The sequence below is a fragment of the Mycobacterium sp. NGS48 genome (assembly GCF_059812585.1).
Genome location: NZ_JCALCY010000020.1, coordinates 1 through 24,918, shown reverse-complemented (window position 1 = coordinate 24,918; position 24,918 = coordinate 1). Strand labels below are relative to the sequence as shown.

Here is a 24,918-nt window from a genome sequence, read left to right as displayed (position 1 = left end):
CCTCCTGACTCGAGCATAGGAACCGCTCGACAAACATCAATAGAACGTGTTCTAGTTTTGGCGTGACAACCCGCATCTTCACTCGCGACGAGCTTTCCGCCGCCTTCCACACGTTCGAGCAGACGGTACAGCGTGCCGCCGAGACGAAGGACTGGGACGCCTGGGTGGAGCATTACACGCCCGACGTCGATTACATCGAGCACGCGGCCGGAACCATGAAAGGCCGTGACGAGGTGCGCGGCTGGATCCGTAAGACGATGACGACGTTCCCGGGCAGCCACATGACCGCTTTCCCGTCGTTGTGGTCGGTCATTGACGAGCCCACCGGTCGGATCATCTGCGAGCTGGACAATCCGATGGCCGACCCCGGTGACGGCACGATCATCAGCGCGACGAACATCTCGATCATCACCTACGCCGGGGACGGCCAGTGGGGGCGCCAAGAAGACATCTACAACCCGCTGCGGTTTGCCCAGGCGGCGCTGAAGTGGTGCCGAAAAGCGCAGACGCTCGGCACACTCGACGACGACGCGGCCCGGTGGATGCGTCAGTACGGAGGAGAAGCATGAACGCACCGCCGAAACTGGTCATCGGCGCCAACGGCTTTCTGGGCTCGCATGTCACCCGTCAACTCGTCGCCGACGGTGCCGACGTGCGGGCCATGGTGCGACCGACGGCCAACACCCGCGCCATCGACGACCTGACCGTCACCCGCTTCCACGGTGACGTGTTCGACACCGCCACGCTGCGCGAAGCGATGGAGGGCTGCGACGTCGTCTACTACTGCGTCGTCGATACCCGCGCGTGGCTGCGCGACCCCTCGCCGCTGTTCCACACCAATGTCGAGGGACTGCGCAACGTGCTGGAGGTCGCGAAGGACGCCAACCTGCGGCGGTTCGTCTTCACCAGCAGCTACGCGACGGTCGGCCGCCGACACGGCCACGTAGCCACCGAAGAGGACCAGATCAATCGTCGCGGACTCACCCCGTATGTCCAATCTCGGGTCCAGGCCGAAGATTTGGTGCTGCAATATGCAACTCAGGCCGGCCTGCCCGCCGTCGCGATGTGTGTCTCGACGACGTACGGCAGCGGTGACTGGGGGCGCACCCCGCACGGCGCCTTCATCGCAGGAGCGGTATTCGGCAAGTTGCCGTTCCTGATGAACGGCATTCAACTGGAAGTTGTCGGCGTGGATGACGCCGCCAGGGCGTTGATTCTGGCCGCTGACCGCGGACGCAATGGGCAGCGGTATCTGATCTCCGAACGGATGATGGCGTTGAAGGAAGTCGTGCGCATCGCCGCCGACGAAGCCGGGGTGCCCCCGCCGCAGCGCTCGATCTCGGTACCGGTGCTCTACGCGCTGGGCGCAATGGGCAGCCTCAGAGCCCGGCTCACCGGGAAAGACGCCGAGTTGAGCTTAGCGTCGGTGCGGATGATGCGCGCAGAAGCCGACGTCGACCACAGCAAGGCGGTCCGCGAATTGGGTTGGCAGCCAAGGCCAGTCGAGGAATCCATCCGCGAGGCAGCCCGGTTCTGGGTGGAGCTGCGCAACGCCAGAGGCAAGAGCACCGCTGCGGGCTGAACACCGCGCCGACCGCTGTTCAAAATGTCCTCAGCGCCCGGTGCGCGGCTAGCGTCGGACGTGTGACCACCGAGAAAGTTCGCGCAGACTTGAGCGGCGCCCCGCAGACCATGCTGGCAACCCTGTATGCCAAGGCGCTGGACGCCGACTTCGAGCATCCGATTCTGGGGGATCGCTACGCCAAGGCCGTCGTCGAACGCATCGACTACGACTGGAAAAAGACCACCATCACCGCGCGCCGGGCCCCGTCGGTGACAACCCGCTCCGCACATTTCGACAACTGGACACGTCAATTTCTGGACGCACATCGGCGGGCGGTGGTGCTGCACCTCGGCTGCGGTCTGGACAGTCGGTTCTGGCGGTTGCGGCCCGGCCCCGAGGTCGACTGGTATGACATTGACTATCCCGATGTGGCCCGGCTACGCACCCAGCTCTACCCACCCGGTGACCACTACCACGTCGTCGCCGCCTCGGTCACCGATCCGGCCTGGTTGGCCGGCATTCCCAACGACCGGCCCACCCTGATGATCGGCGAAGGCCTGACCATGTATCTCACCGAGCACGACGGCATCGCGTTGCTGCGTCGGGTGGTCGAGCGGTTCGGCCGCGGCGAGCTGCAGTTCGACGGGTTCAACTGGCTCGGTATCAAGTCGCAGGTGCTCAATACCGTCGTGCGCCGCTCGGGATCAACATTGTCCTGGGCAATCAATGGTCCCGATGACATCGTCGATGCCGTCCCCGGGGTACGGCTGGTGGCCTGCCAGCGGTGGTTTGAGTCGTTCACGTTTGCACAGCTGCCGCGCTCATCCCAGTTGATGGGCAAAGCCATGGCAGTGATTCCGGCGGTTGCCAACATGGCGCAGTATCACCGGTACGCATTCGGACGCGCCTGACAGCGGGGAATCTTCTCCCTCATGAGGTGTTGCAACTCCTATCCACACCTGAGGAGATGTCACCATGAGCCACCGGCCTGTCTTGGAACCCAGCACCGGACACCCGATCACGATCACGCCGACCGCGGGCCGGGTCCTGGTCCGGGTCAACGGGGAGATCGTTGCGGACACCAGCGCAGCACTTGGGCTGCGAGAAGCCACTATCCCTGTGGTGCAATACATTCCGTTCGACGACGTGGTGCAAGAGCGGCTGACCCGCACCGACACCACCACGTACTGCCCGTTCAAAGGCGAAGCCAACTACTACAGCGTGCGGACCGCAGCCGGCGACACCGTCGACGACGTGATCTGGACCTACGAGCAGCCCCATCCCGCGGTCGCAGAGATTGCCGGTCATGTCGCGTTCTACGCCGACAAGGCCGACATCAGCGTTGAGGGCGACTGAGGCCCGCTACGGGCCGACGGCGTCGAACACTTGCGCCGCCAACCGGGTGTCGCTGTATTCGCGCAATGACGTGATCAGCCCATCCCGGGTTTCGACGATGAAGACGTACGGGCTGTCGTAGCGCCTGCCGTCCGCGGTGACGCCGTCGCCCTGCGCCTCGACCACCACGCTTTCGCCGTCGTTGACGCATTGGATGAGCTCGAGGTCGATCTCGACATGGCGTTTGCGTCGCTCGATCTCCTGCCACAGCGCCGCTTTGTCGATCGATTGGCGGGTGATGATGCTCCAGTAAGTGAAATCGTCGCTCAACAACGCGAAGCATTCGTCGACGTCTGCGCAATCACAGAGGCACTGCAAGAACATCCACGCCAGTTCGGCCTGTGGATCGTCGAACGGGGTGGTCACAATCGCCATCCTGTCGCGGAAGACGGGTGAGGGTCAATCGTCAGCGGCTGAACCTATGATCCGGGAGGTGAAGAGCGCTCGCACCGTCACATTCCCGGGTGTGGTCAGCCCCGGGATCACGCTGGCGCCGCTGCGTCGAGGTCCGGGCGACCCGTGCTATCAAGTTACCGACGACGGTGCGATCTGGCGGACCAGCCTGCTGTCCAGCGGTCCCGTCACGGCGCGCATCAGCCGGGCCGCGTCGGATGCCGTCGAGTGCGCGGCATGGGGAAGCGGTGCTGCGGAGTTCCTCGACGTGTTGCCCGCCCTGCTCGGCGCCGACGATGACACGTCCGATTTCGTACCGCGCGACCCCACGGTGGCCGCGGCGAACCGCCGCGTTCCGCACCTGCGGCTGGGGCGCACCGGGCAGGTGCTCGAAGCGCTCATCCCCGCGGTCCTCGAGCAGCGGGTTCCCGGTACGGACGCGTTCCGGTCCTGGCGCGTACTGGCGACCAAGTTCGGGACGCCGCCGCCGGGGCCGGCACCCAAACGCATGCGGGTGCCGCCATCCGCCGATGCGTGGCGGCGCATCCCCTCGTGGGAGTTTCACCGCGCCAACGTTGATCCCGGGCGGGCCCGCACCGTTGTCGGCTGTGCCCGACGAGCGGCATCGCTGGAACGGCTGGTGTCACGACCGGCAACCGAGGCGCGCGAAGCGCTGACATCGTTGCCGGGCGTCGGCGTCTGGACTGCGGCCGAGACCGCGCAGCGAGCGTTCGGCGACCCCGATGCGCTCTCGGTGGGCGACTATCACGTTCCCAAGATGATCGGCTGGACGCTGGTGGGGCACCCGATCGCCGACGACGACATGGTCGAGTTGCTGGAGCCGATGCGGCCACATCGGCACCGGGTGGTTCGCCTGCTGCAGGCCAGCGGACTGGCGTACGAGCCGCGGCGCGGGTCGCGGCTTCCGGTGCAGAACATCCGTGCGCTTTAGTCGCCCGGGTGGTTACCCGCGGCGGCCATCGGGTATGCAAGGCCGGAAGTGACCGTGTCCGAACGACCTAAGGGAGCAATCGATGACGCAGTTCACTATCCCCGGCCTAACCGACAAGCAGGGCGCCCAGGTCGCCGAGTTGCTGCAGCGGCAGCTGAGCACCTATAACGATCTTCACCTGACCCTGAAGCATGTCCACTGGAATGTCGTCGGGCCCAATTTCATCGGCGTGCACGAAATGATCGATCCGCAAGTGGAATTGGTGCGCGGTTATGCCGACGAGGTGGCCGAGCGCATCGCTGCCCTCGGCGGGTCGCCGCAGGGCACGCCCGGCGCGGTCATTCGCGACCGCAGCTGGGACGACTATTCGGTCGGTCGTGACACCGTGCAGGCGCATCTGGCCGCGCTCGACGTGGTCTACACCGGCGTGATCGAAGACGTTCGCCGAGCGATCGATGAAACCGAGGAACTGGACAAGGTCACCCAGGACATCTTGATCGACCATGCCGCTGAGCTGGAGAAGTTCCAGTGGTTTGTGCGAGCACACCTGGAGAACTCCGGCGGCAAGCTCGCCCACGAGGGCTCACCCACCGAGCGGGGTGCGGCCAGCGCGGCCCGTAAGAAGGCGTAGCCGACGGAATAATCGGACCGCGGTCCGGTTATAGCGGGTAGCTCTATCGCACGGAGGTACCGTTGCCCGCCATCACCGCCGACACCTTGGCCCTGCCGCGAGTGCCTGCCGCGGCCCCCACCGACACCGAACGACCGGTCCGGTCGATCACCGCCGGCCCACGCGGCTACGAAGGTGAGGGATTTCCCGTCGTCAGGGCGTTCGCCGGGGTCAGCACGGCGGCGCTGGACCCGTTCGTGCACATGGACCAGATGGGCGCCGTCGAGTACTTACCTGGGGAACCCAGAGGAACCGACTGGCATCCGCACCGGGGATTCGAGACGGTCACCTACATGATCGACGGCCGGTTCGCCCACCAGGATTCCCACGGCGGCGGTGGGCTGATCGGTGATGGCGCCACCCAGTGGATGACGGCGGGTTCAGGCATCCTGCATATCGAGACTCCGCCCGCTGAATTGGTTGAGAGCGGAGGAGTTTTCCACGGCATCCAGCTGTGGGTGAACCTGCCGAAAGCGCATAAATTAGCCGCGCCCCGCTATCAGTCCATCGAGGGCGACGACGTCAAACTGCTGGCATCCGAGGACGGCGGAGCGCTGATCCGCATCATCGCCGGCGACATTGACGGGCACCGCGGTCCCGGCCGCACATATACCCCGATTACCTTGGCGCACGCCACTATCGAACCTGGCGCGCGCCTGAACATCCCCTGGAAACGGGTCTTCAACGCACTGGTCTATGTACTGTCCGGTCGCGGATCCGTCGGACCGGTGGGGCACCCCATCCAGCACGGTCAATTGGTGGTCCTGGGACCCGGCGATCGGCTGACCGTCGCCGCCGCGGCGTCCCAGGACGCGCCCGCCCCGGCGTTGGAGGTCCTGCTCCTGGGCGGCCAGCCGATCCGAGAGCCGGTGTTTCACTACGGGCCGTTCGTGATGAGCACCAAGACGGAGTTGATCGAGGCGCTCGAGGACTTCCAGGCCGGCAAGTTCGGCAGCGTTCCACCCGGCGCGCTGATGCCTCACGCGCCCCGGCGCTCCCGGCTCGGCTAACTCGAAACGACCCCGGCCCCGCTATCTGGCGAGCCGCAGCTGGCAAACTGACCGACGCCAGCGGACGCCAGGTGTCAACCGCTTCGCGGGACGGTTGTCCGGCGAGCAAGACAGCCGCCGACGCGATGTAAGGTGGCCCAACGGTCGACGTCGTTCGACGCGCGTAGAAGCGGTTTTGAGCGGCGGGGCCGCCCGCCGGCCCGGGAAGCCGGGAGTGTGATCTGTGGCACAATCGTGGATGTGCCGCATCCCGCGAGCCGGGGGCCCGGTCGTCCCCCTGCAGCGAAGGCGGCCGACACCCGTAAGCGCATCACGCTTGCGGCTCGCGACGTGTTCAGCGAACGCGGCTATGAGGCCGCCACGTTCCAGGCCATCGCGCTGCGTGCCGACCTCACCCGACCGGCGATCAATCACTACTTTTCGAGTAAGCGGGCCCTGTATCACGAAGTCGTGGAGCAGACCAACGAGCTGCTGATTCAGGCCGGCATCGCCCGGGCGCAGCGCGAGACGACGTTGATCGGGCGGATCTCGGCATTCCTTGCTGCGGCGCTCGAAGCTGACTCCGAAAACCGTTCGGCCGCACGATTTCTGGTGACCTCGGCACTGGAATCGCAACGCCACCCGGATCTGAAAGGCAGCGAGAACGATTCGATGCGACGTACCCGCGAATTTCTCGCCGAGGTCAGCAGCGACGCGATCGAGCGCGGCGAAGTCAGCGCCGATACCGATGCCGAGTCGTTGACCGAGGTGCTGCTGGCGGTGCTGTGCGGCGTGGGCTTCTACTCCGGCTTTGTGGAAAGCGCCCACGAGATGGAAGCGGTCATCGCCGGATTGGCGCGATTGCTGGCCGGTTCGCACTCGCGGCGGCAGTAACTGCCAGCGCAGTGATATAACGCACAGCGGCATATAGGTTGCCTAACTTATTAGGTAGCATGGGCCGCGGCATGACTGATCTGGACGAAGCGGACTGTGTACGGACCGCAGGGGATAGCTGGGACATCATCGAAAGTGTCGGCGCCACCGCGGTCATGGTTGCCGCCGCGCGTGCTGTCGAGACCGGATCGGCCGATCCGCTGATTCGTGACGAATTCGCCCGCGTGCTGGTGACGGCGGCGGGCACGGGCTGGACGCAGTTGGCCGACCCGGACCTGGATTGGATCGGGGACGACGAACCTGGCCGACGAGCACACCGAGTGGCCGTCAATTACCAGGCCGTACGCACGCATTTCTTCGACGAGTACTTCACCAACGCGGCCGAGCACGGTGTGCGGCAGGCGGTGATCCTGGCCGCCGGACTCGATTCGCGTGCCTACCGGCTGGATTGGCCGACGGGCACCACCGTCTATGAAATCGATCAGCCCAAAGTCCTGCAGTACAAGACGAGTGTCCTGGAATCGGCAGGCGCGGCTCCCCGCGCCGTGCGCCAGCCGGTCGCGGTGGACCTGCGGGACGACTGGCCGGCTGCACTGGATGCGGCCGGCTTCGACCGTAATCAGCCCACCGCATGGCTGGCCGAGGGTTTGCTGCCCTACCTGCCGCCCGATGCCCAGGACCGGCTTTTCGAGATGGTCACTGCGCTGAGCGCGCCCGGCAGCCAGCTCGGCGTCGAGGTATTCAGCTTTGACGCCACCAATGAGCGGCGCCGGGCTGCCCGACGCGCGCGGTGGGCGCGCATGCAGCGGCTTGGTTTGGACGTCAACGTTGAAAGCCTGACCTACCGCGAAGGCGACCGTGCCGACGCCGCGCGGTGGCTGACCGACCACGGCTGGCAGGTACATGCGGTGAACAACCGCGAGGAAATGGCCCGCCTGGGCCGACCGATACCCCACGACCTGCTCGAGGAGAGCATCGTCAGCGCGTTGGTGCGTGCGCAACTCACGCCAACCAGCTGACCGGTCAATTCGCAGAAACGGAACCACGATGAGCACCCTGCGCAGCCATGACGACACCTGGGACATCACCACCAGCGTCGGCAGCACCGCCGTGATGGTGGCCGCCGCCCGAGCCGTCGAGACGGACAGCCCCGAACCGCTGATTCGTGACCCGTATGCGAAGCTCCTTGTCGCCGACGCGGCTACCGGGGTCTGGGAAGCCATGCTCGACGATTCGTTGGTCGCCAAGATCGAGGCCGCGGATCCGGAGACGGCGGCGATCTTCCATCACATGCGCAGCTACCAGGCGGTACGTACCCACTTTTTCGACGCGCATTTCACCGGCGCAATGGCCGCCGGAATCCGGCAAGTCGTAATCCTGGCCTCAGGCCTGGATTCCCGCGCCTACCGGCTGGACTGGCCGACCGGTACCACGGTGTATGAGATCGACCAGCCCAAGGTGCTGGCCTACAAGTCCGCGACGCTGGACACGCATGGTGTCGCGCCCTCGGTTGAACGCCGCGAAGTGCCGATCGACCTGCGCCAGGACTGGCCTGGCGCGCTGCGCGGCGCAGGCTTTGACTCGGCGGCGCCGACGGCCTGGTTGGCCGAAGGACTGTTGATGTATTTGCCCGCCGACGCCCAAGACAGGCTGTTCGCACAGATCACCGAGCTGAGCGCACCCGGAAGCCGCATCGCAGCTGAAACCGCGGCCAGCCACGGCGACGAGCGGCGGCAGGAAATGCGGGAGCGCTTCGAGCGGGTGGCCGACGAGCTCGGTTTCCAACAGACGGTCGACGTCGGGGACCTGATCTATCACGACCCGAATCGCGCCGACGTCGCCGAATGGCTCAACGGCCACGGCTGGCGGGCTACGTCGCAGCACGCGCTCGACGAGATGCACCGGCTGGACCGAGCGGTGCCGGGCGTGCCGATGGCTGACGACAAAGACGCGTTCTCGCACTTCGTCACCGCCGAGCGCGGATAGCTCAGGCCTGACCGGCATCTGTTGCCCAACCGGGTGGTTGATTAAGCTTGAGCTTCCGCCGGTCAGGAAGGGGACCCCTGTGACCACCGAAGCCGCCGCAAACGCCATCACAACACCCGGCAGCGACGTCGCGAAAACCGTCGCTCGGCTACGGGGCGCTTTCGCGACTGGGCGAACCCGAAGCCTGGAATGGCGGCGCAGCCAGCTGCGTGGCCTCGAGCGGATGATGACGGAAAACGAGTCGGCGATCGCCGCCACGCTGGAAACCGACCTCGACCGCAAACCGTTCGAGGCATGGCTGGCCGACAGCGCAGCCACCGCCGGGGAAGCGCGCTACGCGGCCAAACACGTCAAAAAATGGATGCGTCGCAAGTATCGCCTCCTCGAGCTCGCGCAGTTGCCCGGGCGCGGCTGGGTGGAGTACGAGCCCTACGGCACGGTGTTGATCATTGGCGCATGGAACTACCCCTTCTACTTGACGCTCGGTCCTGCGGTAGGAGCGATCGCCGCAGGAAATGCCGTGGTGCTCAAGCCTTCTGAGATTGCACCGGCGTCGTCGGCGCTGATGGCCGAGCTGGTGCCGAAATATCTGGATAGCGACGCGATCGCGGTGGTCGAGGGCGACGGCGCGGTCAGCCAGGAGTTGATCGCCCAGGGCTTTGACCGGGTGTTGTTCACCGGCGGCACTGAGATCGGCCGCAAAGTCTACGAGGGTGCGGCACCGCATCTGACGCCGGTCACGCTCGAGTTGGGTGGCAAGAGCCCGGTGATCGTCGCGGCCGACGCCGACGTCGACGTCGCGGCCAAGCGGATCGCCTGGATCAAACTGCTCAACGCCGGGCAGACCTGCGTGGCACCCGATTACGTGCTGGCCGACACCACGATCCGCGACCAGCTCGTCGACAAGATCGGCGAGGCCATCACGAAGTTCCGGTCCGCGGAACCGGCCGGAATGCGCATCGTCAACCAGCGTCAATTCGACCGGCTGACCGGCTATCTGTCCGACACAAAAGGAACGATCGCCCTGGGTGGCGAGTTCGATGCCGCGGCCCTGCGCCTGCAGCCCACCGTGGTCGTCGATCCGGACCCGGACGAGCCGCTGATGACCAGTGAGATCTTCGGCCCGATCCTGCCGATCATTTCGGTCCAATCGATCGACGACGCAATACGTTTCGTCAACGCACGGCCCAAGCCGCTGTCGGCGTACCTGTTCACCAAGACCCGCGCCGTCCGCGAGCGGGTGATCTCCGAGGTGCCGGCGGGCGGCATGCTGGTCAACCACCTCGCCTTCCAGGTGACCACCGCCAAGCTGCCGTTCGGCGGAGTCGGCGCCTCGGGCATGGGTGCCTACCACGGACGTTGGGGTTTCGAGGAATTCAGCCACCGCAAGGCGGTGCTGACCAAACCGACCCGACCCGATGTATCGAGCATGATCTACCCGCCGTATACAGAGAAGGCGTGGAAGTTGGCGCGCCGGCTGTTCTGAGGCAGATCCGATCAAGGCGTGCCAAACCCTGAAAACCGAAAGGAAGTTCATGCCTGGAGTGCAAGATCGTGTCATCGTCGTCACCGGAGCGGGCGGGGGACTGGGGCGCGAGTACGCCCTGACTCTTGCGCGCGAAGGCGCCAGCGTCGTCGTCAACGACCTCGGTGGAGCCCGCGACGGTACCGGTGCAGGATCGGCGATGGCCGACCAGGTGGTCACCGAAATCAAGGACGCGGGGGGCCGCGCGGTCGCCAACTACGACAGCGTCGCGGATGAGAGCGGGGCGGCCAACATCGTCAAGACGGCGCTCGACGAATTCGGCGCTATCCACGGTGTGGTGAGCAACGCCGGGATTCTGCGGGACGGCACCTTCCACAAGATGTCGTTCGAGAACTGGGACGCCGTGCTCAAAGTGCATCTCTACGGCGGGTACAACGTGATCCGTGCCGCCTGGCCGCACTTTCGCGAGCAGAGCTACGGCCGGGTGGTGGTGGCAACCTCGACCAGTGGGCTGTTCGGCAACTTCGGCCAGGCCAACTACGGGGCGGCCAAGCTGGGTCTGGTGGGCCTGATCAACACGCTGGCGCAAGAGGGCGCCAAGTACAACATTCACGCCAATGCGCTGGCGCCGATCGCCGCAACGCGGATGACCCAGGACATCCTGCCGCCCGAGGTGTTCGAAAAGCTCACACCGGAATTCGTGGCGCCGGTAATTGCCTACCTGTGCACCGAGGAGTCGGACGACACCGGATCGGTGTTCATCGTCGGCGGTGGCAAGGTGCAGCGCACGGCGTTGTTCCAGAACGACGGCGTCACCTTCGAGAATCCGCCCTCTGTCGACGACATCGCGGGTCAGTGGTCGACGATCAGCGACCTGTCCGGGGCGCAGCAGGCCAAGTTCTCGTTATAGCAGCCGGCCGTGAAAGCCTGTGTAGTACAGGAACTCTCAGGCCCATCGGGCATGGTGTACACCGACGTCGATGATGTCCGCGGTAACCAGGACACGGTGGTCATCGACGTCCACGCCGCCGGGGTGTGCTTTCCCGACCTGTTGCTGAGCAAGGGCGAGTACCAACTGAAGCTGCCGCCGCCGTTCATACCCGGCATGGAAGCCGCGGGCGTCGTGCGCTGGGCGCCTGACGAGTCCGGTGTCCGGGTGGGCGAACGGGTGTCGGCGTTCGGCGTGCTCGGCGGCTTCGCCGAGCAGGTGGTCGCCCCTGTCGACAATGTGATACCCAGCCCGGCGGAACTCGATGACGCCGAGGCGGTGTCGCTGCTGGTGAACTACAACACGATGTATTTCGCGCTGACTCGCCGGGCTGCGATGCGGCCAGGAGACACGGTTCTGGTACTTGGCTCGGCCGGCGGGGTGGGCACCGCGGCGATTCAGGTGGCCAAAGCGATCGGCGCGAGCGAGGTGATCGCCGTGGTTCATCGATCGGGCGCAACGGAATTCGTCGAGTCGCTGGGCGCCGACGTGGTGTTGCCGTTGACAGAGGGTTGGGCGCAGGCGGTGCGCGATGTCACTGATGGCCGCGGCGTCGACATCGTCGTCGATCCAGTCGGCGGGGATGCTTTCGACGACGCCATCCGGGTGCTGGCCGTCGACGGCAAGCTCCTGGTGATCGGCTTTGCTGCCGGCGGCATTCCCACCGTCAAGGTCAATCGGCTGCTGCTGCGCAATGTGAGCGTGGTGGGTGTGGCCTGGGGTGAGTACCTCAACAAAGTTCCAGGCTCGGCCAAGTTGTTCGCCTGGGGCCTCAATGAATTGGTGTCATTGGGGCTCAAACCTCCCCCGCCGCAACGCTATCCGCTGTCGGATGGGCCCGCCGCGCTGCAGCTCCTGGCCGACGGCGGCGTGCTCGGCAAGGTGGTTTTGGAGCCGCAGTGAGCAGCGGCGGGGTGGCCTTGGTCGCGCTAGCGATCGCCATCGGCCTCATCGGTGTCGTCGTGCCGATGCTGCCCGGGTCGGCGCTGGTATTTGCGGCTATCGCGGTGTGGGCTGGCGTCGAGCGGACGGCCACGTCGTGGGTGACACTTGGCGTCGTTGCCACGCTGCTGAGCGTTGGCATGGTGGTCAAGTATCTGTGGCCGGTGCGCCGGATGCGCCGTGCCGAGGTGGCGATGTCGAGCGTTGTCATCGGCGGATTGCTCGGCATCGTCGGCTTTTTCGCGATCCCGGTACTCGGGTTGCCGATCGGCTTCGTGGGCGGCATCTATCTGGCTGAGCTGACACGCGGCCGCGACCAGCGAGCCGCATGGGTAGCAACCGTGCATGCAGTGAAAGGCGTGGCGCTGTCCGTGGGTGTGGAACTGACTGCAGCGCTGCTCGCCACCGTGGTGTGGATTGTCGCCGTCGCTTTCTAGGGTATCGGCGGGCGCCGAGACTGATTGGAAGTAGCGTATGGCCTGCGGGTCGACCGACACCGCATCGGAGGTGCAGTAGATGCTGACGGCCGGGTCGATGGTGGCCGGATACCGTATCGAACGCATCTTGGGTGTCGGCGGGATGGGCGCGGTGTATCTGGCCGCTAACCCGACACTGCCGCGCTTCGACGCACTCAAGATCCTCTCCCCCGAGCTGTCACGTGATCGCGATTTCCGGGCCCGCTTCACCCGCGAGGCCGATGTGGCCGCCGCGCTACAACATCCGCAGATCGTGTCGGTGTACAACCGCGGGTCCACGGATGACGGCCAGCTGTGGATTGCCATGCAATTCGTCGACGGCACCGACGCCGACGACGCGCTGCGCGCCGGCACGATGACACCGCAGCGCGCCGTGCACATCATCACCGAGGTAGCCAAAGCTTTGGACTTCGCCCACGCACGTCACGTCGTGCATCGCGACGTCAAACCGGCGAATTTTCTGCTCTCCGGGCCCGTAGGCGCCCAGGAGCAAGTGCTATTAGGCGATTTCGGGATCGCGCGCGCCCTCGACGACGTCGGTCTGACCGCAACCGGATCGGTGATGGCCACTATCGCATATGCCGCACCGGAAGTGTTGTCCAGCTGGCGGTTTGACGGCCGCGCCGACATCTACTCGTTGGGCTGCACACTATTTCGGCTTCTGACCGGCAAAGCCCCGTTCTCCGGCGGCAATGGACCGGCCGCCGTGATGCTGGCTCATCTACAACGGCCGCCGCCGCGCGTCACCGACTTGGTGCCCGGGTTGCCGCCGGCCCTAGACCACGTGGTCGCCACCGCGATGGCGAAGGATCCCGGCGCCCGATTCGCCTCCGCGTCCGACTTGGCCCACGCAGCCGCAGCCGCGCTGCGCGACCCCACGCTGACGTTACGAGCGCCGCTACCGGCGGTGCCGACCGCCGACGTCGTCTCCTACCCGCACATGCAGGGCGACGGCAGCGCACCGTGGTGGCAGAACGCGGCACCGCGCACCACGCACAGCCCGCTCGCACCGCCACCCCCGCCAACGGCGCAACGGCGACGCCGCATCGCCATCGGTGCCGGCATCGGCGCGGCGGCGCTGGTTGCGGCCACAATGGTCGCCGTGGCGGTGTGGCCGGATGCCCACGACAGCACCCCGCGTGGCTCCGCCGCGCAACCCCCTACGACGCCAGCGCCGACATCCGTATCGGCGCCGGGCCTCCAATCCGCCGCCACCGACATCGGGCCCGACCAATTACGCCCCATCCTGCTGACTGCCGCCGAGCTTCCCCAATCCGGCGGCGCACCGATGGCGCTCGAGCAAGACAACACCGGCCTGGCAGACGATGCCGGCACCGTCGCCCCGGCCGACCAGCAGTGCCTCAACGCATGGGTGCCCGGCCAACAGTCGGTGTATCACGCAACGCGGTCTGCCCCGAATGTTGTCGTCACCGGGGCCGCGATCCAAACCCTGCGTGGGATCAACCAGAAGCCCTGGCAAGATGGCGTCGTCCAGGCCGTGGTGTCATTCGCCACCGACAAATCGGCCAGCGGCTTTTACGTCCGCCAACGCGGCGCAGTGGAGCTGTGCGGCGGCAAGACAATCACCGTCCTCCCGTCCGGCCAGGCGCCACAAACCTGGGAGTTCACCCACCCGGTCACCACCACCGGCGTTTACACCATCACCGCCACCCTGCATGGCGAGAATGGAACCTGCCAACACGGGATAATGCCGCGCGGCAACATCATGATCGACATCCGGCAATGCCGGGCCGACGGCGGCACCGACGTCGCCGCCTTGGTTCTGGCGACCGCCGCCAAGGTGCCACACCAGTGAGAAGGTGTTCAATGTCCATGAACGCGTTCAGACTTACCGGAGTTGTGCTGTGTGTCGCTGCGGTCTCTGCCGCGTGCGCGCACACCACCGGCGGTGCTCCAGTCCTGCCACATGTCCGCACGTCGGCGCATGCCGGCGCACCCAACCCGGCGACGTCGCCGGCGCCGGCGGCCCCCGCCTCCGACGAAGAGCAGATTCGCCGAACCGTCATGGCTTTCGGAGATGCGTACAACACCGAAAATTGGGACGCCTACACCGAATTGATGTGTGCGCCGATGCGGGCCCGGTTCACCGGTCCGGTGATGGACTACCTCAAAAAAGATCGGACCAACACCGGCGTCACGACGGTGTCCATCACGTCGGTCTCCATCGACGGCGACAACGCCACAGTCACCATGAATTCGCACAACGAAGCCCTAGGATCGGCATCGGCCAACTTGCCGGTGAAGCGCGACGAGGACGGGTGGAAAATCTGCCAAACCTACTGATGACCGCCATAGAACTCCCACTCAAGCGAGAAGACGGGTAAAAGGTGTGCACGTTAGCGTAGCAGCGACACTACCTGCACGCCTTGGAGTTTCGGTGCTGTCGAGTGCGCTCTTCGTCATGCTGGTCGGCTGCAGCAACACCACCGCCGGTGTTGCTGTCACACCACCTGCTGCGCCGACCAGCTCGGTCAACGCGTCGCTGCTGGACCCGGGCCGATTCCCGACGACACCGCAACCGCCGGCCGGCGCCGCCGGCTCTGAACAGGCCGGCCGCCTCGCAGAGGGGCGCCGCATGGCTAACTACACAGTCGGGCCCTGGCAAGTGGATCCAGCCCTGAACTCCCACCGAGGTGGAGACGCCGCCGTCATCGACACCTACGATCAAATGGGCCAGGTGCTGTGGCCCTGGGTTGCCGGCGGCGCCTGGGGGCAGCCCTTCCTCGTGGGATTCACCTCCGAGCGCCACAGCGCTGCAGGACCTCAAAAGTCACTGCGCAACGCGGTGCTGCGCTTCGCCGACGACCGCGCGGCATCGGCCGTTGCGCAAGGCTTTCACGACAAAGCCATGTCCTTCCCCCGCCTCGAGGACGTCATGCCCGTCGTGACCGAACCCGAACAGGCCATCCCCATACCCGCCCATCCCGACGCCCGCGGCGCACTGATCACTTACCAGCAAGGCGCCGAACGCCTCCAAGAGCTGATCGTGGCCACCGCACATGGTCCCTACGTCCTCGTCCAAGTCATCCACTGCGCAGCCACGCGAGACTGCCCGGCACAACTCGCCGCACACACTCTCGACGTGCAACTTCCGCTGATCGACACGTTCACACCCACCGACCCCAACCAGTTCGCCGCGCTGCCGCTCGATCCCACCGGCCTCGTCGCCCGGACCCTCCCCTTGCCGCCTGACGAGGCCACCTCCACGACAGGAGCCGCCTACGAACCAGCCGGCGCGCTGCACTTCGAAAACGACCCCGCCGCCGTCGGGCCGGCCCTCAGTTCCGCAAAAGTCGACGAGGTTTCGATCAACCGCGCGACGATCTATCAGGCCGCCACCCCCGAGGCGGCTCAGACGCTGCTCCAGGTTTACAGCGACACGCTGTCGGCAACCAAAGCCGCCCAACCCGCCGACGGTGTGCCCGGCCTACCGCAGAGCCGTTGCACACTCATACCAGGAGCCGGCGGACTCATTCCACACCACTGGTGTCTAGCCACCGTAGGGCGTTACTTGATCAAAACCGTTGCACGCCAGCTGGACACCACGCACCAGCAGGCCGCCGCCCAGTACCGCATCCTCGCCAGCAGTTAGATCCCGCAATCAGCCCAGCAGCGCTTCGCGAAGCCGATCGACATCAGACTCCGTGATGCCCGCATCACGCAGGTAGCCATCCAGCGAGCCATAGGTCTCGTCGATCGTGCGGCGCGCCGCGTTCAGATACTCTTCGCGGACACCGAGAACCTCATCGGAAAGTCGCGCCTCGGTGAATGTCATAACCTCAGGCGTCAACTCGGCTTCCGAGCGCTGCTGGATCATTTCCAGGATCCGTTCCCGAAGCTGCGGTGCCGCGTCGTTGCTACGCAGGTAGTCCGCCAGCACCGCGTCCCGGTCAATACCGATCGCTTCCAGCACCACTGCGACCATGAAGCCGGTGCGGTCCTTGCCGGCGAAACAATGCGCCAGCACCGGGCGGCCGGCGGCCAGCAGCATCACCACCCGGCGCAGTGCGGGCTGCGCGCCGTTGTAGGTCGGGAACCGGCGGTACTCGTCGACCATGTAACGGGCAGCTGCGTCGGCGACGGATTCTTGGTCCGGTTTTTCGGTCATCATGCGCTGCCACGCATGCTCGTGCGGCGCAGCGCCGTCCGTCTCCTCGGCGGCGAGGTCGGGGATCGGCAGCAGGTGGATGTCGACGTCGCCGGGCACCCGGCCCGGACCGCGTCGCTCGACCTCGCGCGGCGAACGTAAGTCGGCGACGTCGGTGATACCCAGCCGGCGCAGCGCGTCGCGCCCATCATCGTCGAGTCGGCTCAGCTCACCGGAGCGGAACAACCGGCCGGGCCGCATCCCGGCCGCCATTGCGACGTCACGAAAGTTGACCGCGCCGGACAGCTCGCGAATCTCAGTGGTCACTAGGTAACCGCCGCAGCGAAAGCGCTTTTTTCCCGACCGATCTCGGCCCGCGCGATCGATCGCATGTGCACCTCGTCGGGCCCGTCGAAAATCCGCATCGCCCGATGCCACGCGTACAGCCGGGCCAGTGCGGTGTCCTCGCTGACCCCGGCTGCTCCGTGCACCTGGATGGCGCGGTCGATGACATTGCAGGCCACGTGCGGCGCCACCGCCTTGATTTGCGACACCAGCAGGTGAGCAGCCTTGTTGCCGTGTTGGTCGATGGTCCATGCCGCCTTCTCGCATAACAGCCTGGCTTGATCGATCTCGTTGCGGGACGAGGCAATTGCGTGCTGGACAAGACCTTGGTCGGCCAGTGGGCGGCCGAACGCAATCCGGGTGTTCGCACGGTGCACCATGAGCGCGAGCGCACGTTCGGACCCGCCGAGCGCACGCATGCAGTGGTGGATGCGGCCCGGCCCCAGCCGCGCTTGCGCGATCGCGAAGCCGCCGCCTTCTTCGCCGAGCAGGTTGGTGACGGGTACCCGGACGTTGTCATAGAGGATCTCGCAGTGCCCGGGCTGGTCCTGGTAGCCGAAAACCGATGTCGAGCGGACCACAGTCACACCCGGCGTATCGATGGGAACCAGGACCATCGACTGTTGCTGGTGGCTGGCCGCCTCCGGGTTGGTGCGGCCCATCACGATCAGGATTTTGCAGCGCGGATCGGCGGCCCCCGACGTCCACCACTTGCGGCCATTGATCACGTAGTCGCCACCGTCGCGCACGATCGAGGTCTCGATGTTGCGGGCGTCGCTGCTGGCGACCGCGGGCTCGGTCATCGAGAACGCGCTGCGGATCTCGCCGGCCAGCAACGGCTCCAGCCACTGGGTGCGCTGTTCCTCGGTGGCGAACAGGTGCAGGGTCTCCATGTTGCCGGTATCGGGGGCCGCGCAGTTGAGCGCCTCGGGCGCGATCTCGAGGCTCCAGCCGGTCAACTCGGCCAGCGGCGCGTACTCCAGGTTGGTCAGGCCCGACTCCGCCGGCAGGAACAGGTTCCACAGGTCTGCGGCTTTGGCCTTGGTTTTCAGCTCTTCGATGACCGGCGGCACGGTGTGGTCGTTCGGACCGGCTTCGTGGCGGTAGCGGTCGTACTCGGCCTCGGCCGGAAAGACATGCTCGGTCATGAAGTCGGACAGCCGCTTGTGGTAGTCGCTCGCTTTGGCTGACATCGCGAAGTCCATGCCGTCACGATAAGCCACCGCGGATCAGGCGCAGGATGAACGTCATGACCGAGACACGTCCACCGTTTCCGCCGTTCACTCTCGAGACCGCGATCCAGAAGGTTCAGTCTGCCGAAGACGCCTGGAACACGTGCGACCCAGAGAAGGTCGCGAGCGCCTACACAGTCGACTCGCAGTGGCGTAACCGCGACGAGCACGTCGTCGGCCGCGACCAGATCATCGCGTTTTTGGCCCGCAAGTGGCAGCGCGAACTCGACTACGTGCTGCGCAAGAGCCTGTGGGCGTTCCATGGCAACCGCATCGCCGTGCGCTTCCAATACGAGAGCCACGACAACGCCGGCCAGTGGTATCGCAGCTACGGCAACGAACTGTGGGAGTTCACCGACACCGGTCTGATGGCGCGGCGGGAAGCCAGCATCAACGACGTCGCAATCGACGCTGCCGAGCGCCGCTACTTGGGTCCGCGCCCAGAAGCGGAGCACGGCCAGGACATCCCGCTCTGGTGATGCGGCCACCGTCTGCTCGCGCCGGGCCAGTGACCGCCAGTTAGGGTGAGGGCCGATCTACTCGGGTAGGGAAAGTACAAGGAAGCCGATGGCAGAAACGCAGACGACGGTCGGGGTGGTCGCCGAGTCCGGAGCCGACGAGCGGCGGGTAGCGCTGGTGCCCAAGGCGGTCGCACCGCTGGTGAAAAGCGGCGTAGCCGTCGTCGTCGAGTCGGGCGCCGGTGAGCGGGCGCTGCTTCCCGACGAGCTGTATACCGACGCCGGCGCCACCATCGGCGATGCCTGGACCGCCGACATCGTCGTGAAGGTCGCACCGCCCAGCGCCGACGAGGTGAGCCGGCTCAAGAGCGGACAGACCCTGATCGGCTTCCTCGCCCCACGCAACTCCGACAACCAGGTCGGCGCGCTGACCGAGGCCGGCGTCCAGGCGTTCGCGTTGGAATCGATACCCCGGATCTCCCGGGCTCAGGTGATGGACGCGCTGTCGTCGCAAGCCAATGTGGCCGGCTACAAGGCGGTGCTGCTGGCCGCCTCTGAGTCGACCCGATTTTTTCCGATGCTGACCACCGCGGCGGGCACGGTGAAGCCGGCTACCGTATTGGTGCTCGGGGTCGGCGTGGCCGGGCTGCAGGCCCTGGCGACGGCCAAACGGTTGGGTGCCCGCACGTCGGGCTACGACGTGCGGCCCGAAGTGGCCGACCAGGTCCGCTCGGTGGGGGCCCAGTGGCTCGATGTCGGGATCGATGCGTCCGGCGAAGGCGGATACGCCCGGGAGCTCACCGACGAGGAACGCGCTCAACAGCAGAAGGCGCTGGAGGAGGCGATCAGCGGGTTCGACGTGGTGATCACCACCGCGCTGGTGCCGGGCAAACCCGCGCCACGGCTGGTGACCGCCGCTGCGGTGGAAGGGATGAAGCCGGGCAGCGTGGTCATCGACCTGGCCGGGGAGACCGGCGGTAACTGCGAACTGACCGAGCCGGGCGAGACGGTCGTCAAAGAGGATGTCACGATCGCGGCTCCGTTGAACTTGCCGGCGACCATGCCCGAGCACGCCAGCGAGCTCTACAGCAAGAACATCACCGCGCTGCTGGAGCTGCTGATCACCGACGGCAAGCTGGCCCCCGACTTCGACGATGAGGTCGTCGCGGCCGCCTGCGTCACCCGCGGAGAGGACGCCTAGATGTACGACGACCTTCTGGCCAACTTGGCGATCCTGGTGCTGTCCGGCTTCGTCGGTTTCGCCGTGATCTCCAAGGTGCCCAACACGCTGCACACCCCGCTGATGTCGGGCACCAACGCCATCCACGGCATCGTGGTGCTCGGCGCACTGCTGGTGCTCGGGCGTATCGAACACCCGACTCTCGCCCAGCAGATCATCCTGTTCGTGGCGCTGGTGTTCGGAACTCTGAACGTCATCGGTGGCTTCATCGTCACCGATCGGATGCTGGGCATGTTCAAAGGCAAGAAGCCGTCGCCGGCGCAGGCCGACAAAGCGGAAGCGCCGGTCGCCAAATGAACTACCTCGTCACCGTCCTGTACCTCGTTGCGTTTTCTCTCTTCATCTACGGCCTGATGGGCCTGACCGGCCCCAAGACGGCGGTGCGCGGCAACTGGATCGCCGCGGTCGGCATGGTCATCGCAGTAGCCGCGACGCTGATCCTCATCCGGCACACCGGGCATTGGCCGCTGATCATTGCGGGTCTGGTGCTCGGCGTCGTGCTCGGCGTTCCGCCGGCCCGGTTGACCAAGATGACCGCGATGCCGCAACTGGTGGCGTTCTTCAACGGCGTCGGCGGCGGCACGGTGGCGCTGATCGCGTTGTCGGAGTTCATTGACACCACCGGGTTTTCCGAGTTCCAGCACGGCGAGTCACCGACCGTGCACATCGTGGTGGCGTCGCTGTTCGCCGCGATCATCGGCTCGATCTCGTTCTGGGGATCGATCATTGCGTTCGGCAAGCTGCAGGAGATCATCTCCGGTCGACCGATCGGTGTGGGCAGGGCGCAGCAGCCGCTGAACTTGCTGTTGTTGGCCGCGGCCGTCGCCGCGGCGGTGGTGATCGGGGTGCACGCCCATCCGGGCAGCGGCGGGGTGTCGCTGTGGTGGATGATCGGGCTGTTGGCCGCCGCCGGCGTGCTGGGTCTGATGGTGGTGCTGCCGATCGGCGGCGCGGACATGCCCGTGGTGATCTCGATGCTGAACGCGATGACCGGTCTGTCCGCGGCGGCGGCGGGGCTGGCGTTGAACAACACCGCGATGATCGTCGCCGGCATGATCGTCGGCGCCTCCGGTTCGATCCTGACCAACCTGATGGCCAAGGCGATGAACCGCTCCATCCCGGCGATCGTCGCGGGCGGGTTCGGTGGTGGCGGGGTGGCCCCGGGCGGCGGCGACGGCGGCGACAAACACGTCAGGTCCACCTCGGCGGCCGACGCCGCGATCCAGATGGCCTACGCCAACCAGGTGATCGTGGTGCCGGGCTACGGGCTGGCAGTCGCCCAGGCCCAACACGCCGTCAAGGACATGGCCGCGTTGCTGGAAAATCGCGGGGTGGAGGTGAAATACGCAATCCACCCCGTCGCAGGCCGGATGCCAGGCCACATGAACGTGTTGCTGGCCGAGGCCGAGGTGGACTACGACGCGATGAAAGACATGGACGACATCAACGACGAGTTCGCCCGCACCGACGTCACGCTTGTCATCGGCGCCAACGACGTCACCAACCCCGCGGCCCGCAACGAGGCGTCGAGTCCGATTTACGGCATGCCGATCCTCAATGTGGACAAGTCCAAGTCGGTGATCGTGCTCAAGCGGTCGATGAATTCAGGATTCGCGGGCATCGACAACCCGCTTTTCTACGCCGAGGGCACCACGCTGCTGTTCGGTGACGCCAAGAAGTCCGTATCGGCAGTGACGGAGGAACTCAAAGCCCTCTAGACCGGGGGATATGCCGGCGGCGGGTAGCCGTTACCGTCGACGACGCCGCGCAAACCCCAGGGCACATAACGAAAGAAGAACTCGACCTCGTCGGAAAAGTCGTAGTCCGGATTCGGGTCCATCTGACCATCTCTTTTCAGTCGCCTCTTGCCTCGTTGAGCAGTCTAGTCCCATCGGTCAACGTCGCGACAGACAACACTTAAACTGTCCAACTAGTTGATTGACACCCGGAGACGCTCCGGACCTGCTGATAGTGAGTAGACATGCCATCCGAGAACGGGCAATCCCGCCGCGAGGAGCTGCTGACCGTTGCCACCAAGCTGTTCGCCGCACGCGGCTACCACGGCACCAGGATGGACGACGTCGCCGATGTGGTCGGCCTGAACAAGGCGACCGTTTACCACTATTACGCCAGTAAGTCGCTGATTCTCTACGACATTTATCAGCAGGCTGCCGAGCGGACGCTGGCCGCGGTGCACGACGATCCGTCGATGACCGCGCGCGAGGCGCTGTATCAGTACACGGTGCGGTTGCTCAACCAGATCGCCGCCAACCCGGAAGGGGCGGCGGTGTATTTCCAGGAGCAGCCCTATATCACCGAGTGGTTCACCGAAGAACAGGTCGCCGCGGTCCGCGAAAAGGAAACCCAGGTCTACGAACATGTCCACGACCTCATCGACCGCGGTGTCAGCAGCGGCGAGTTTTACGAGTGCGACTCCCACGTGCTGGCGTTGGGCTACATCGGGATGACGCTGGGCGCCTACCGGTGGCTGCGGCCCAGCGGACGCCGCACGGCCAAGGAAATCGCCGCCGAATTCAGCACTGCGCTGCTGCGTGGGCTGATTCGCGACGAGACCATCCGCGCCGAGTCACCGCTGGGCGTCAGAACTGAAATCGGTACAGCCGGTCGTAGTTCCTGACAGCGGGGATTGTGGTCAGCAGTTGGTAGACCAGACGTTGCGGCTTCAGCGGGATCTTGGCGGGGTCGAGGAACACGACTTGGTCAGCGAGCCTTAGCCGTGGGTTCCACTCTGGTAGCTCATGACCGTCGCGCGTGCCCCATTTGGTGATGCCCGAGGTGGAAAACCTGGCGAGCATTGGCGAATTGGAGAACCGCGGACCCCATGGTGAGAGCAAGTCGGCCAGCAGCTCGCCGGTGGCAAAGCGATCCGTCAGCCGCTTCAGCAGATCGCGTAATTCCGCTTCGGTGAGATACATCAGCAGGCCCTCGGCGACGATCAACGCGGGACGATCCGTTGGGATCTGGTCCAACCAACCGGCTTCGGTGACTGACGAGCCGATCATCGTGTAGCCGGGGTAGTCGTCGTACAACCTGCGCCTCAGGTCGATGACTTCGGGCACGTCGACGTCGAACCAGCTCACCCCGCGCGGCACGTCGAGGCGAAATGCGCGACTGTCCAGCCCGCATCCCAGGTGCACGACAACGGCTTCCGGGTTGCGCCGCAGGTAATCATCGGCCCATATGTCGAGTTGCTTGGCACGCAAGGCAACCAAGAACTGGTTAGCCCATGGCTGGGCGGTTCGGTGCATTCGGGCGAAGTCGTAGTCGATCCGGTCGACTGCTTCGGCCGCCGCCCGGTCGGCGAGAACTGGTTGCTCCAAACGGCTTTCATACGCCCGGAGGTACAGGGTGCACAGATTGGTCCATTCCACAGAGCCCCAGCGCACCCCGGAGAAGTCGAGCTTGTTCGTCATCGTTTCCTCCTCTTTGCCCGGTAGTCCTCCCATCGACGCGTCAGCTCGTCGCGGTAATCGCTTGCGCAAAATTCACAGAAATCCCGGAAGTCCTGGAGCCGCTCACGCTGTGCCGCTCGGTCATCGCCGAGCAGCTGCAGGCCGAAGTCGGCGGCATGGATGCCTGCACCCATCAGTGTCATCTGGACGTTGACCACGTGGGTAAAGCCGCCCGGCGTGATGCGGTAGCGATGCTGGCGGGCCGCCGACGGCAGTCGCTCGACCATGCCGGCCTCCCGTAGCTGTCGCGCCACGGTGCTCACCGACGCCTTACTGACCGACAGCGCCGCCGCCAGCTCACTCAACGACTGCTGCGGCGGATCGCAGATCATCAACCAGCCGTAGATCCGCCCCATCGTCCTGCCGGCGCCGAGCGTCTCGAAAAACAAGCCCATCCGGTCGACGAACTCCGCTTCATCCGGAGACACCCGAACTCCATCCTATAAATAACGTTCAGTACGGACTGAATGTACTGTACACACTCCCGCCGGGCGTGGCGATTGGGCCGGCGTCCAGACTGATGGCCATGACTGAGATGTTTCGACTCGACGGAAAGGTCGTCGTGGTCACCGGCGGCGGTCGCGGTATTGGTGTGATGATGGCGCGTGGCTTGCTGCGGGCCGGCGCAACGGTGTATCTGTCCAGCCGTAAAGAAGCCGAGTTGGAGGCGGCCGTGGCCGAGTTGTCGGCTGATGGGCCAGTCCATGCCATCCCCGCCGACCTGGGCACTGCCGAGGGGGTGCAGACGCTCAGCGCGGGGCTGGCCGACCGGGAGGACGCCATCCACGCACTGTTCAACAATGCCGGCGCGGCGTGGGGAGCGCCATTCGGCGAGTTCCCGGAATCCGGCTTCGACAAAGTCTTCAACGTCAACGTCAAGGGACTGTTTCTGTTGACCCGCGCACTGGTGCCGATGCTGACCGCGGGCGCGACCGATGGCGATCCGGCGCGGGTGATCAACACCGGCAGCATCGACGGGATCGTCGCCCCCGAGCGTGGCAGGGACAACTTCTCCTACAGCGCCAGCAAGGCCGCCGTGCATATGCTCACCAAGCACCTGGCCGGTGAACTGGCGCCGCGAATTCTGGTCAACGCAATCGCGCCCGGGCTCTTCCAATCCCGGATGACCAAGGAGTTGTTGCGGGCCGGACCGGACGCGGTGGGCTCGCTGTTGCCGTTGGGGCGGATCGGCCAGCCCGACGACATGGCCGGCATCGCGGTGTTTCTCGCCAGCCGCGCCAGCTGCTATATCACCGGCGCGGTGATTCCCGTCGACGGCGGCGCGACCGTCATCCGCTAAGCCACTGGGGTGAAATGCGCCGAGGGC

Annotated in this window: 29 protein-coding genes; 23 read left to right on the top strand and 6 right to left on the bottom strand. The window is 65.7% G+C overall.

The features are described 5' to 3' along the window. Nucleotides 1-62: 62 nt before the first annotated feature. The 4 genes from AC5Y42_RS21605 (at nucleotide 63) to AC5Y42_RS21590 (ending at nucleotide 2,920) form a co-directional block, all read left to right on the top strand. Nucleotides 63-569: a nuclear transport factor 2 family protein gene (locus AC5Y42_RS21605; protein ID WP_499900612.1), complete on the top strand. Its 507-nt coding sequence runs from the start codon at nucleotides 63-65 to the stop codon at nucleotides 567-569. Then, a complete protein-coding gene (locus tag AC5Y42_RS21600; protein ID WP_499900611.1) occupies nucleotides 566-1,582 on the top strand; it encodes an NAD-dependent epimerase/dehydratase family protein in 1,017 nt (338 codons plus the stop codon). The genes AC5Y42_RS21605 and AC5Y42_RS21600 overlap by 4 nt, the downstream gene beginning before the upstream one ends. 110 nt (nucleotides 1,583-1,692) lie before the next feature. Next, complete coding sequence (locus tag AC5Y42_RS21595; protein WP_499900646.1) at nucleotides 1,693-2,475, top strand: class I SAM-dependent methyltransferase; 783 nt, start codon at nucleotides 1,693-1,695, stop codon at nucleotides 2,473-2,475. Nucleotides 2,476-2,539: 64 nt separating this feature from the next. Next, nucleotides 2,540-2,920: a DUF427 domain-containing protein gene (locus tag AC5Y42_RS21590; RefSeq protein WP_499900610.1), complete on the top strand. Its 381-nt coding sequence runs from the start codon at nucleotides 2,540-2,542 to the stop codon at nucleotides 2,918-2,920. Between the two features lie 6 nt (nucleotides 2,921-2,926). On the opposite strand, the gene AC5Y42_RS21585 is transcribed toward AC5Y42_RS21590, so the two are convergent. Beyond that, on the bottom strand, nucleotides 2,927-3,334 hold the full coding sequence (locus tag AC5Y42_RS21585) for a nuclear transport factor 2 family protein (protein ID WP_499900609.1): 408 nt from the start codon (nucleotides 3,332-3,334) through the stop codon (nucleotides 2,927-2,929). Nucleotides 3,335-3,380: 46 nt separating this feature from the next. On the opposite strand from AC5Y42_RS21585, the gene AC5Y42_RS21580 reads away from it, so the two are divergent. The 13 genes from AC5Y42_RS21580 (at nucleotide 3,381) to AC5Y42_RS21520 (ending at nucleotide 16,348) form a co-directional block, all read left to right on the top strand. Further along, the gene (locus AC5Y42_RS21580) at nucleotides 3,381-4,304 is read left to right on the top strand and encodes a DNA-3-methyladenine glycosylase family protein (protein WP_499900608.1); all 924 of its coding nucleotides are present in this window, start codon (nucleotides 3,381-3,383) and stop codon (nucleotides 4,302-4,304) included. Between the two features lie 82 nt (nucleotides 4,305-4,386). Continuing rightward, entirely contained in the window at nucleotides 4,387-4,935 is a 549-nt protein-coding gene (gene dps / locus AC5Y42_RS21575) for a DNA starvation/stationary phase protection protein Dps (protein ID WP_499900607.1), read from the top strand. A 62-nt stretch (nucleotides 4,936-4,997) separates the two neighbouring features. Continuing rightward, nucleotides 4,998-5,984 carry a pirin family protein gene (locus tag AC5Y42_RS21570; RefSeq protein ID WP_499900606.1) on the top strand — a complete coding sequence of 329 codons (987 nt, stop codon included), beginning with the start codon at nucleotides 4,998-5,000 and terminating at the stop codon, nucleotides 5,982-5,984. A 240-nt stretch (nucleotides 5,985-6,224) separates the two neighbouring features. Further along, nucleotides 6,225-6,857 (top strand): TetR/AcrR family transcriptional regulator, encoded by a 633-nt coding sequence (locus tag AC5Y42_RS21565; protein ID WP_499900605.1) that lies wholly within the window; start codon nucleotides 6,225-6,227, stop codon nucleotides 6,855-6,857. 71 nt (nucleotides 6,858-6,928) lie between these two features. Beyond that, nucleotides 6,929-7,876 carry an SAM-dependent methyltransferase gene (locus AC5Y42_RS21560; RefSeq protein ID WP_499900604.1) on the top strand — a complete coding sequence of 316 codons (948 nt, stop codon included), beginning with the start codon at nucleotides 6,929-6,931 and terminating at the stop codon, nucleotides 7,874-7,876. 28 nt (nucleotides 7,877-7,904) lie between these two features. Then, the gene (locus tag AC5Y42_RS21555; RefSeq protein WP_499900603.1) at nucleotides 7,905-8,843 is read left to right on the top strand and encodes a class I SAM-dependent methyltransferase; all 939 of its coding nucleotides are present in this window, start codon (nucleotides 7,905-7,907) and stop codon (nucleotides 8,841-8,843) included. A gap of 79 nt (nucleotides 8,844-8,922) precedes the next feature. After that, nucleotides 8,923-10,329 (top strand): aldehyde dehydrogenase family protein, encoded by a 1,407-nt coding sequence (locus AC5Y42_RS21550; protein WP_499900602.1) that lies wholly within the window; start codon nucleotides 8,923-8,925, stop codon nucleotides 10,327-10,329. Nucleotides 10,330-10,378: 49 nt separating this feature from the next. After that, entirely contained in the window at nucleotides 10,379-11,239 is an 861-nt protein-coding gene (locus tag AC5Y42_RS21545; protein WP_499900601.1) for an SDR family oxidoreductase, read from the top strand. A 9-nt stretch (nucleotides 11,240-11,248) separates the two neighbouring features. Further along, entirely contained in the window at nucleotides 11,249-12,220 is a 972-nt protein-coding gene (locus tag AC5Y42_RS21540) for an NADPH:quinone oxidoreductase family protein (protein ID WP_499900600.1), read from the top strand. Further along, a complete protein-coding gene (locus tag AC5Y42_RS21535) occupies nucleotides 12,217-12,696 on the top strand; it encodes a DUF456 domain-containing protein (protein WP_499900599.1) in 480 nt (159 codons plus the stop codon). The genes AC5Y42_RS21540 and AC5Y42_RS21535 overlap by 4 nt, the downstream gene beginning before the upstream one ends. A gap of 79 nt (nucleotides 12,697-12,775) precedes the next feature. Then, the gene (locus AC5Y42_RS21530) at nucleotides 12,776-14,551 is read left to right on the top strand and encodes a serine/threonine-protein kinase PknH/PknJ (RefSeq protein WP_499900598.1); all 1,776 of its coding nucleotides are present in this window, start codon (nucleotides 12,776-12,778) and stop codon (nucleotides 14,549-14,551) included. A 17-nt stretch (nucleotides 14,552-14,568) separates the two neighbouring features. Next, the gene (locus AC5Y42_RS21525; protein WP_499900597.1) at nucleotides 14,569-15,039 is read left to right on the top strand and encodes an Rv0361 family membrane protein; all 471 of its coding nucleotides are present in this window, start codon (nucleotides 14,569-14,571) and stop codon (nucleotides 15,037-15,039) included. Between the two features lie 94 nt (nucleotides 15,040-15,133). After that, on the top strand, nucleotides 15,134-16,348 hold the full coding sequence (locus AC5Y42_RS21520; RefSeq protein ID WP_499900596.1) for a DUF7373 family lipoprotein: 1,215 nt from the start codon (nucleotides 15,134-15,136) through the stop codon (nucleotides 16,346-16,348). A 9-nt stretch (nucleotides 16,349-16,357) separates the two neighbouring features. Here the strand turns inward: AC5Y42_RS21520 and AC5Y42_RS21515 are convergent, their stop codons facing one another. Together AC5Y42_RS21515 and AC5Y42_RS21510 are read right to left on the bottom strand one after the other, a co-directional pair. Beyond that, a complete protein-coding gene (locus tag AC5Y42_RS21515) occupies nucleotides 16,358-17,170 on the bottom strand; it encodes a tyrosine-protein phosphatase (protein ID WP_499900595.1) in 813 nt (270 codons plus the stop codon). Next, nucleotides 17,170-18,381 (bottom strand): acyl-CoA dehydrogenase family protein, encoded by a 1,212-nt coding sequence (locus AC5Y42_RS21510; protein ID WP_499900645.1) that lies wholly within the window; start codon nucleotides 18,379-18,381, stop codon nucleotides 17,170-17,172. Before AC5Y42_RS21510 ends, AC5Y42_RS21515 begins: the two co-directional genes overlap by 1 nt. 56 nt (nucleotides 18,382-18,437) lie before the next feature. On the opposite strand from AC5Y42_RS21510, the gene AC5Y42_RS21505 reads away from it, so the two are divergent. The 4 genes from AC5Y42_RS21505 to AC5Y42_RS21490 all read left to right on the top strand — a co-directional run bounded on the left by AC5Y42_RS21505 (nucleotide 18,438) and on the right by AC5Y42_RS21490 (nucleotide 21,836). After that, nucleotides 18,438-18,899 (top strand): nuclear transport factor 2 family protein, encoded by a 462-nt coding sequence (locus tag AC5Y42_RS21505; protein ID WP_499900594.1) that lies wholly within the window; start codon nucleotides 18,438-18,440, stop codon nucleotides 18,897-18,899. Nucleotides 18,900-18,987: 88 nt separating this feature from the next. Beyond that, nucleotides 18,988-20,079 carry a Re/Si-specific NAD(P)(+) transhydrogenase subunit alpha gene (locus AC5Y42_RS21500; protein WP_499900593.1) on the top strand — a complete coding sequence of 364 codons (1,092 nt, stop codon included), beginning with the start codon at nucleotides 18,988-18,990 and terminating at the stop codon, nucleotides 20,077-20,079. Then, nucleotides 20,080-20,415, top strand: a complete 336-nt coding sequence (locus AC5Y42_RS21495; protein ID WP_499900592.1) for an NAD(P) transhydrogenase subunit alpha part 2 — start codon at nucleotides 20,080-20,082, stop codon at nucleotides 20,413-20,415. After that, nucleotides 20,412-21,836: an NAD(P)(+) transhydrogenase (Re/Si-specific) subunit beta gene (locus tag AC5Y42_RS21490; RefSeq protein ID WP_499900591.1), complete on the top strand. Its 1,425-nt coding sequence runs from the start codon at nucleotides 20,412-20,414 to the stop codon at nucleotides 21,834-21,836. The genes AC5Y42_RS21495 and AC5Y42_RS21490 overlap by 4 nt, the downstream gene beginning before the upstream one ends. Here AC5Y42_RS21490 and AC5Y42_RS21485 read toward each other — a convergent pair. Continuing rightward, nucleotides 21,833-21,958: a hypothetical protein gene (locus AC5Y42_RS21485; RefSeq protein WP_156657862.1), complete on the bottom strand. Its 126-nt coding sequence runs from the start codon at nucleotides 21,956-21,958 to the stop codon at nucleotides 21,833-21,835. The genes AC5Y42_RS21490 and AC5Y42_RS21485 overlap by 4 nt on opposite strands. A gap of 141 nt (nucleotides 21,959-22,099) precedes the next feature. Between AC5Y42_RS21485 and AC5Y42_RS21480 the strand changes: the two genes are divergently transcribed. Then, nucleotides 22,100-22,756 carry a TetR/AcrR family transcriptional regulator gene (locus AC5Y42_RS21480; protein ID WP_499900590.1) on the top strand — a complete coding sequence of 219 codons (657 nt, stop codon included), beginning with the start codon at nucleotides 22,100-22,102 and terminating at the stop codon, nucleotides 22,754-22,756. Here the strand turns inward: AC5Y42_RS21480 and AC5Y42_RS21475 are convergent. Both AC5Y42_RS21475 and AC5Y42_RS21470 read right to left on the bottom strand, forming a co-directional pair. Further along, a complete protein-coding gene (locus tag AC5Y42_RS21475; RefSeq protein WP_499900589.1) occupies nucleotides 22,719-23,585 on the bottom strand; it encodes a class I SAM-dependent methyltransferase in 867 nt (288 codons plus the stop codon). The two genes, AC5Y42_RS21480 and AC5Y42_RS21475, sit on opposite strands and share 38 nt — an antisense overlap. After that, entirely contained in the window at nucleotides 23,549-24,019 is a 471-nt protein-coding gene (locus tag AC5Y42_RS21470) for a GbsR/MarR family transcriptional regulator (protein ID WP_499900588.1), read from the bottom strand. Before AC5Y42_RS21470 ends, AC5Y42_RS21475 begins: the two co-directional genes overlap by 37 nt. Before the next feature lie 98 nt (nucleotides 24,020-24,117). On the opposite strand from AC5Y42_RS21470, the gene AC5Y42_RS21465 reads away from it, so the two are divergent. Next, nucleotides 24,118-24,891, top strand: coding sequence for an SDR family oxidoreductase (locus tag AC5Y42_RS21465; protein ID WP_499900587.1), 774 nt, complete (start codon nucleotides 24,118-24,120; stop codon nucleotides 24,889-24,891). Nucleotides 24,892-24,918: the final 27 nt, after the last annotated feature.

What these genes read in the sequence shown, in the direction of transcription:
- AC5Y42_RS21525 (WP_499900597.1), top strand. Translation starts at nt 14,569, where the DNA reads ATGAACGCGTTCAGACTTACCGGAGTTGTGCTGTGTGTCGCTGCGGTC.
- AC5Y42_RS21475 (WP_499900589.1), bottom strand. Translation starts at nt 23,585, where the DNA reads ATGGGAGGACTACCGGGCAAAGAGGAGGAAACGATGACGAACAAGCTC.
- AC5Y42_RS21480 (WP_499900590.1), top strand. Translation starts at nt 22,100, where the DNA reads ATGCCATCCGAGAACGGGCAATCCCGCCGCGAGGAGCTGCTGACCGTT.
- AC5Y42_RS21600 (WP_499900611.1), top strand. Translation starts at nt 566, where the DNA reads ATGAACGCACCGCCGAAACTGGTCATCGGCGCCAACGGCTTTCTGGGC.
- AC5Y42_RS21580 (WP_499900608.1), top strand. Translation starts at nt 3,381, where the DNA reads ATGATCCGGGAGGTGAAGAGCGCTCGCACCGTCACATTCCCGGGTGTG.
- AC5Y42_RS21485 (WP_156657862.1), bottom strand. Translation starts at nt 21,958, where the DNA reads ATGGACCCGAATCCGGACTACGACTTTTCCGACGAGGTCGAGTTCTTC.
- AC5Y42_RS21465 (WP_499900587.1), top strand. Translation starts at nt 24,118, where the DNA reads ATGACTGAGATGTTTCGACTCGACGGAAAGGTCGTCGTGGTCACCGGC.
- AC5Y42_RS21545 (WP_499900601.1), top strand. Translation starts at nt 10,379, where the DNA reads ATGCCTGGAGTGCAAGATCGTGTCATCGTCGTCACCGGAGCGGGCGGG.
- AC5Y42_RS21505 (WP_499900594.1), top strand. Translation starts at nt 18,438, where the DNA reads ATGACCGAGACACGTCCACCGTTTCCGCCGTTCACTCTCGAGACCGCG.
- AC5Y42_RS21490 (WP_499900591.1), top strand. Translation starts at nt 20,412, where the DNA reads ATGAACTACCTCGTCACCGTCCTGTACCTCGTTGCGTTTTCTCTCTTC.
- AC5Y42_RS21560 (WP_499900604.1), top strand. Translation starts at nt 6,929, where the DNA reads ATGACTGATCTGGACGAAGCGGACTGTGTACGGACCGCAGGGGATAGC.
- AC5Y42_RS21500 (WP_499900593.1), top strand. Translation starts at nt 18,988, where the DNA reads ATGGCAGAAACGCAGACGACGGTCGGGGTGGTCGCCGAGTCCGGAGCC.
- AC5Y42_RS21595 (WP_499900646.1), top strand. Translation starts at nt 1,693, where the DNA reads ATGCTGGCAACCCTGTATGCCAAGGCGCTGGACGCCGACTTCGAGCAT.
- AC5Y42_RS21510 (WP_499900645.1), bottom strand. Translation starts at nt 18,381, where the DNA reads ATGTCAGCCAAAGCGAGCGACTACCACAAGCGGCTGTCCGACTTCATG.
- AC5Y42_RS21530 (WP_499900598.1), top strand. Translation starts at nt 12,776, where the DNA reads ATGCTGACGGCCGGGTCGATGGTGGCCGGATACCGTATCGAACGCATC.
- AC5Y42_RS21585 (WP_499900609.1), bottom strand. Translation starts at nt 3,334, where the DNA reads ATGGCGATTGTGACCACCCCGTTCGACGATCCACAGGCCGAACTGGCG.
- AC5Y42_RS21590 (WP_499900610.1), top strand. Translation starts at nt 2,540, where the DNA reads ATGAGCCACCGGCCTGTCTTGGAACCCAGCACCGGACACCCGATCACG.
- dps (WP_499900607.1), top strand. Translation starts at nt 4,387, where the DNA reads ATGACGCAGTTCACTATCCCCGGCCTAACCGACAAGCAGGGCGCCCAG.
- AC5Y42_RS21555 (WP_499900603.1), top strand. Translation starts at nt 7,905, where the DNA reads ATGAGCACCCTGCGCAGCCATGACGACACCTGGGACATCACCACCAGC.
- AC5Y42_RS21495 (WP_499900592.1), top strand. Translation starts at nt 20,080, where the DNA reads ATGTACGACGACCTTCTGGCCAACTTGGCGATCCTGGTGCTGTCCGGC.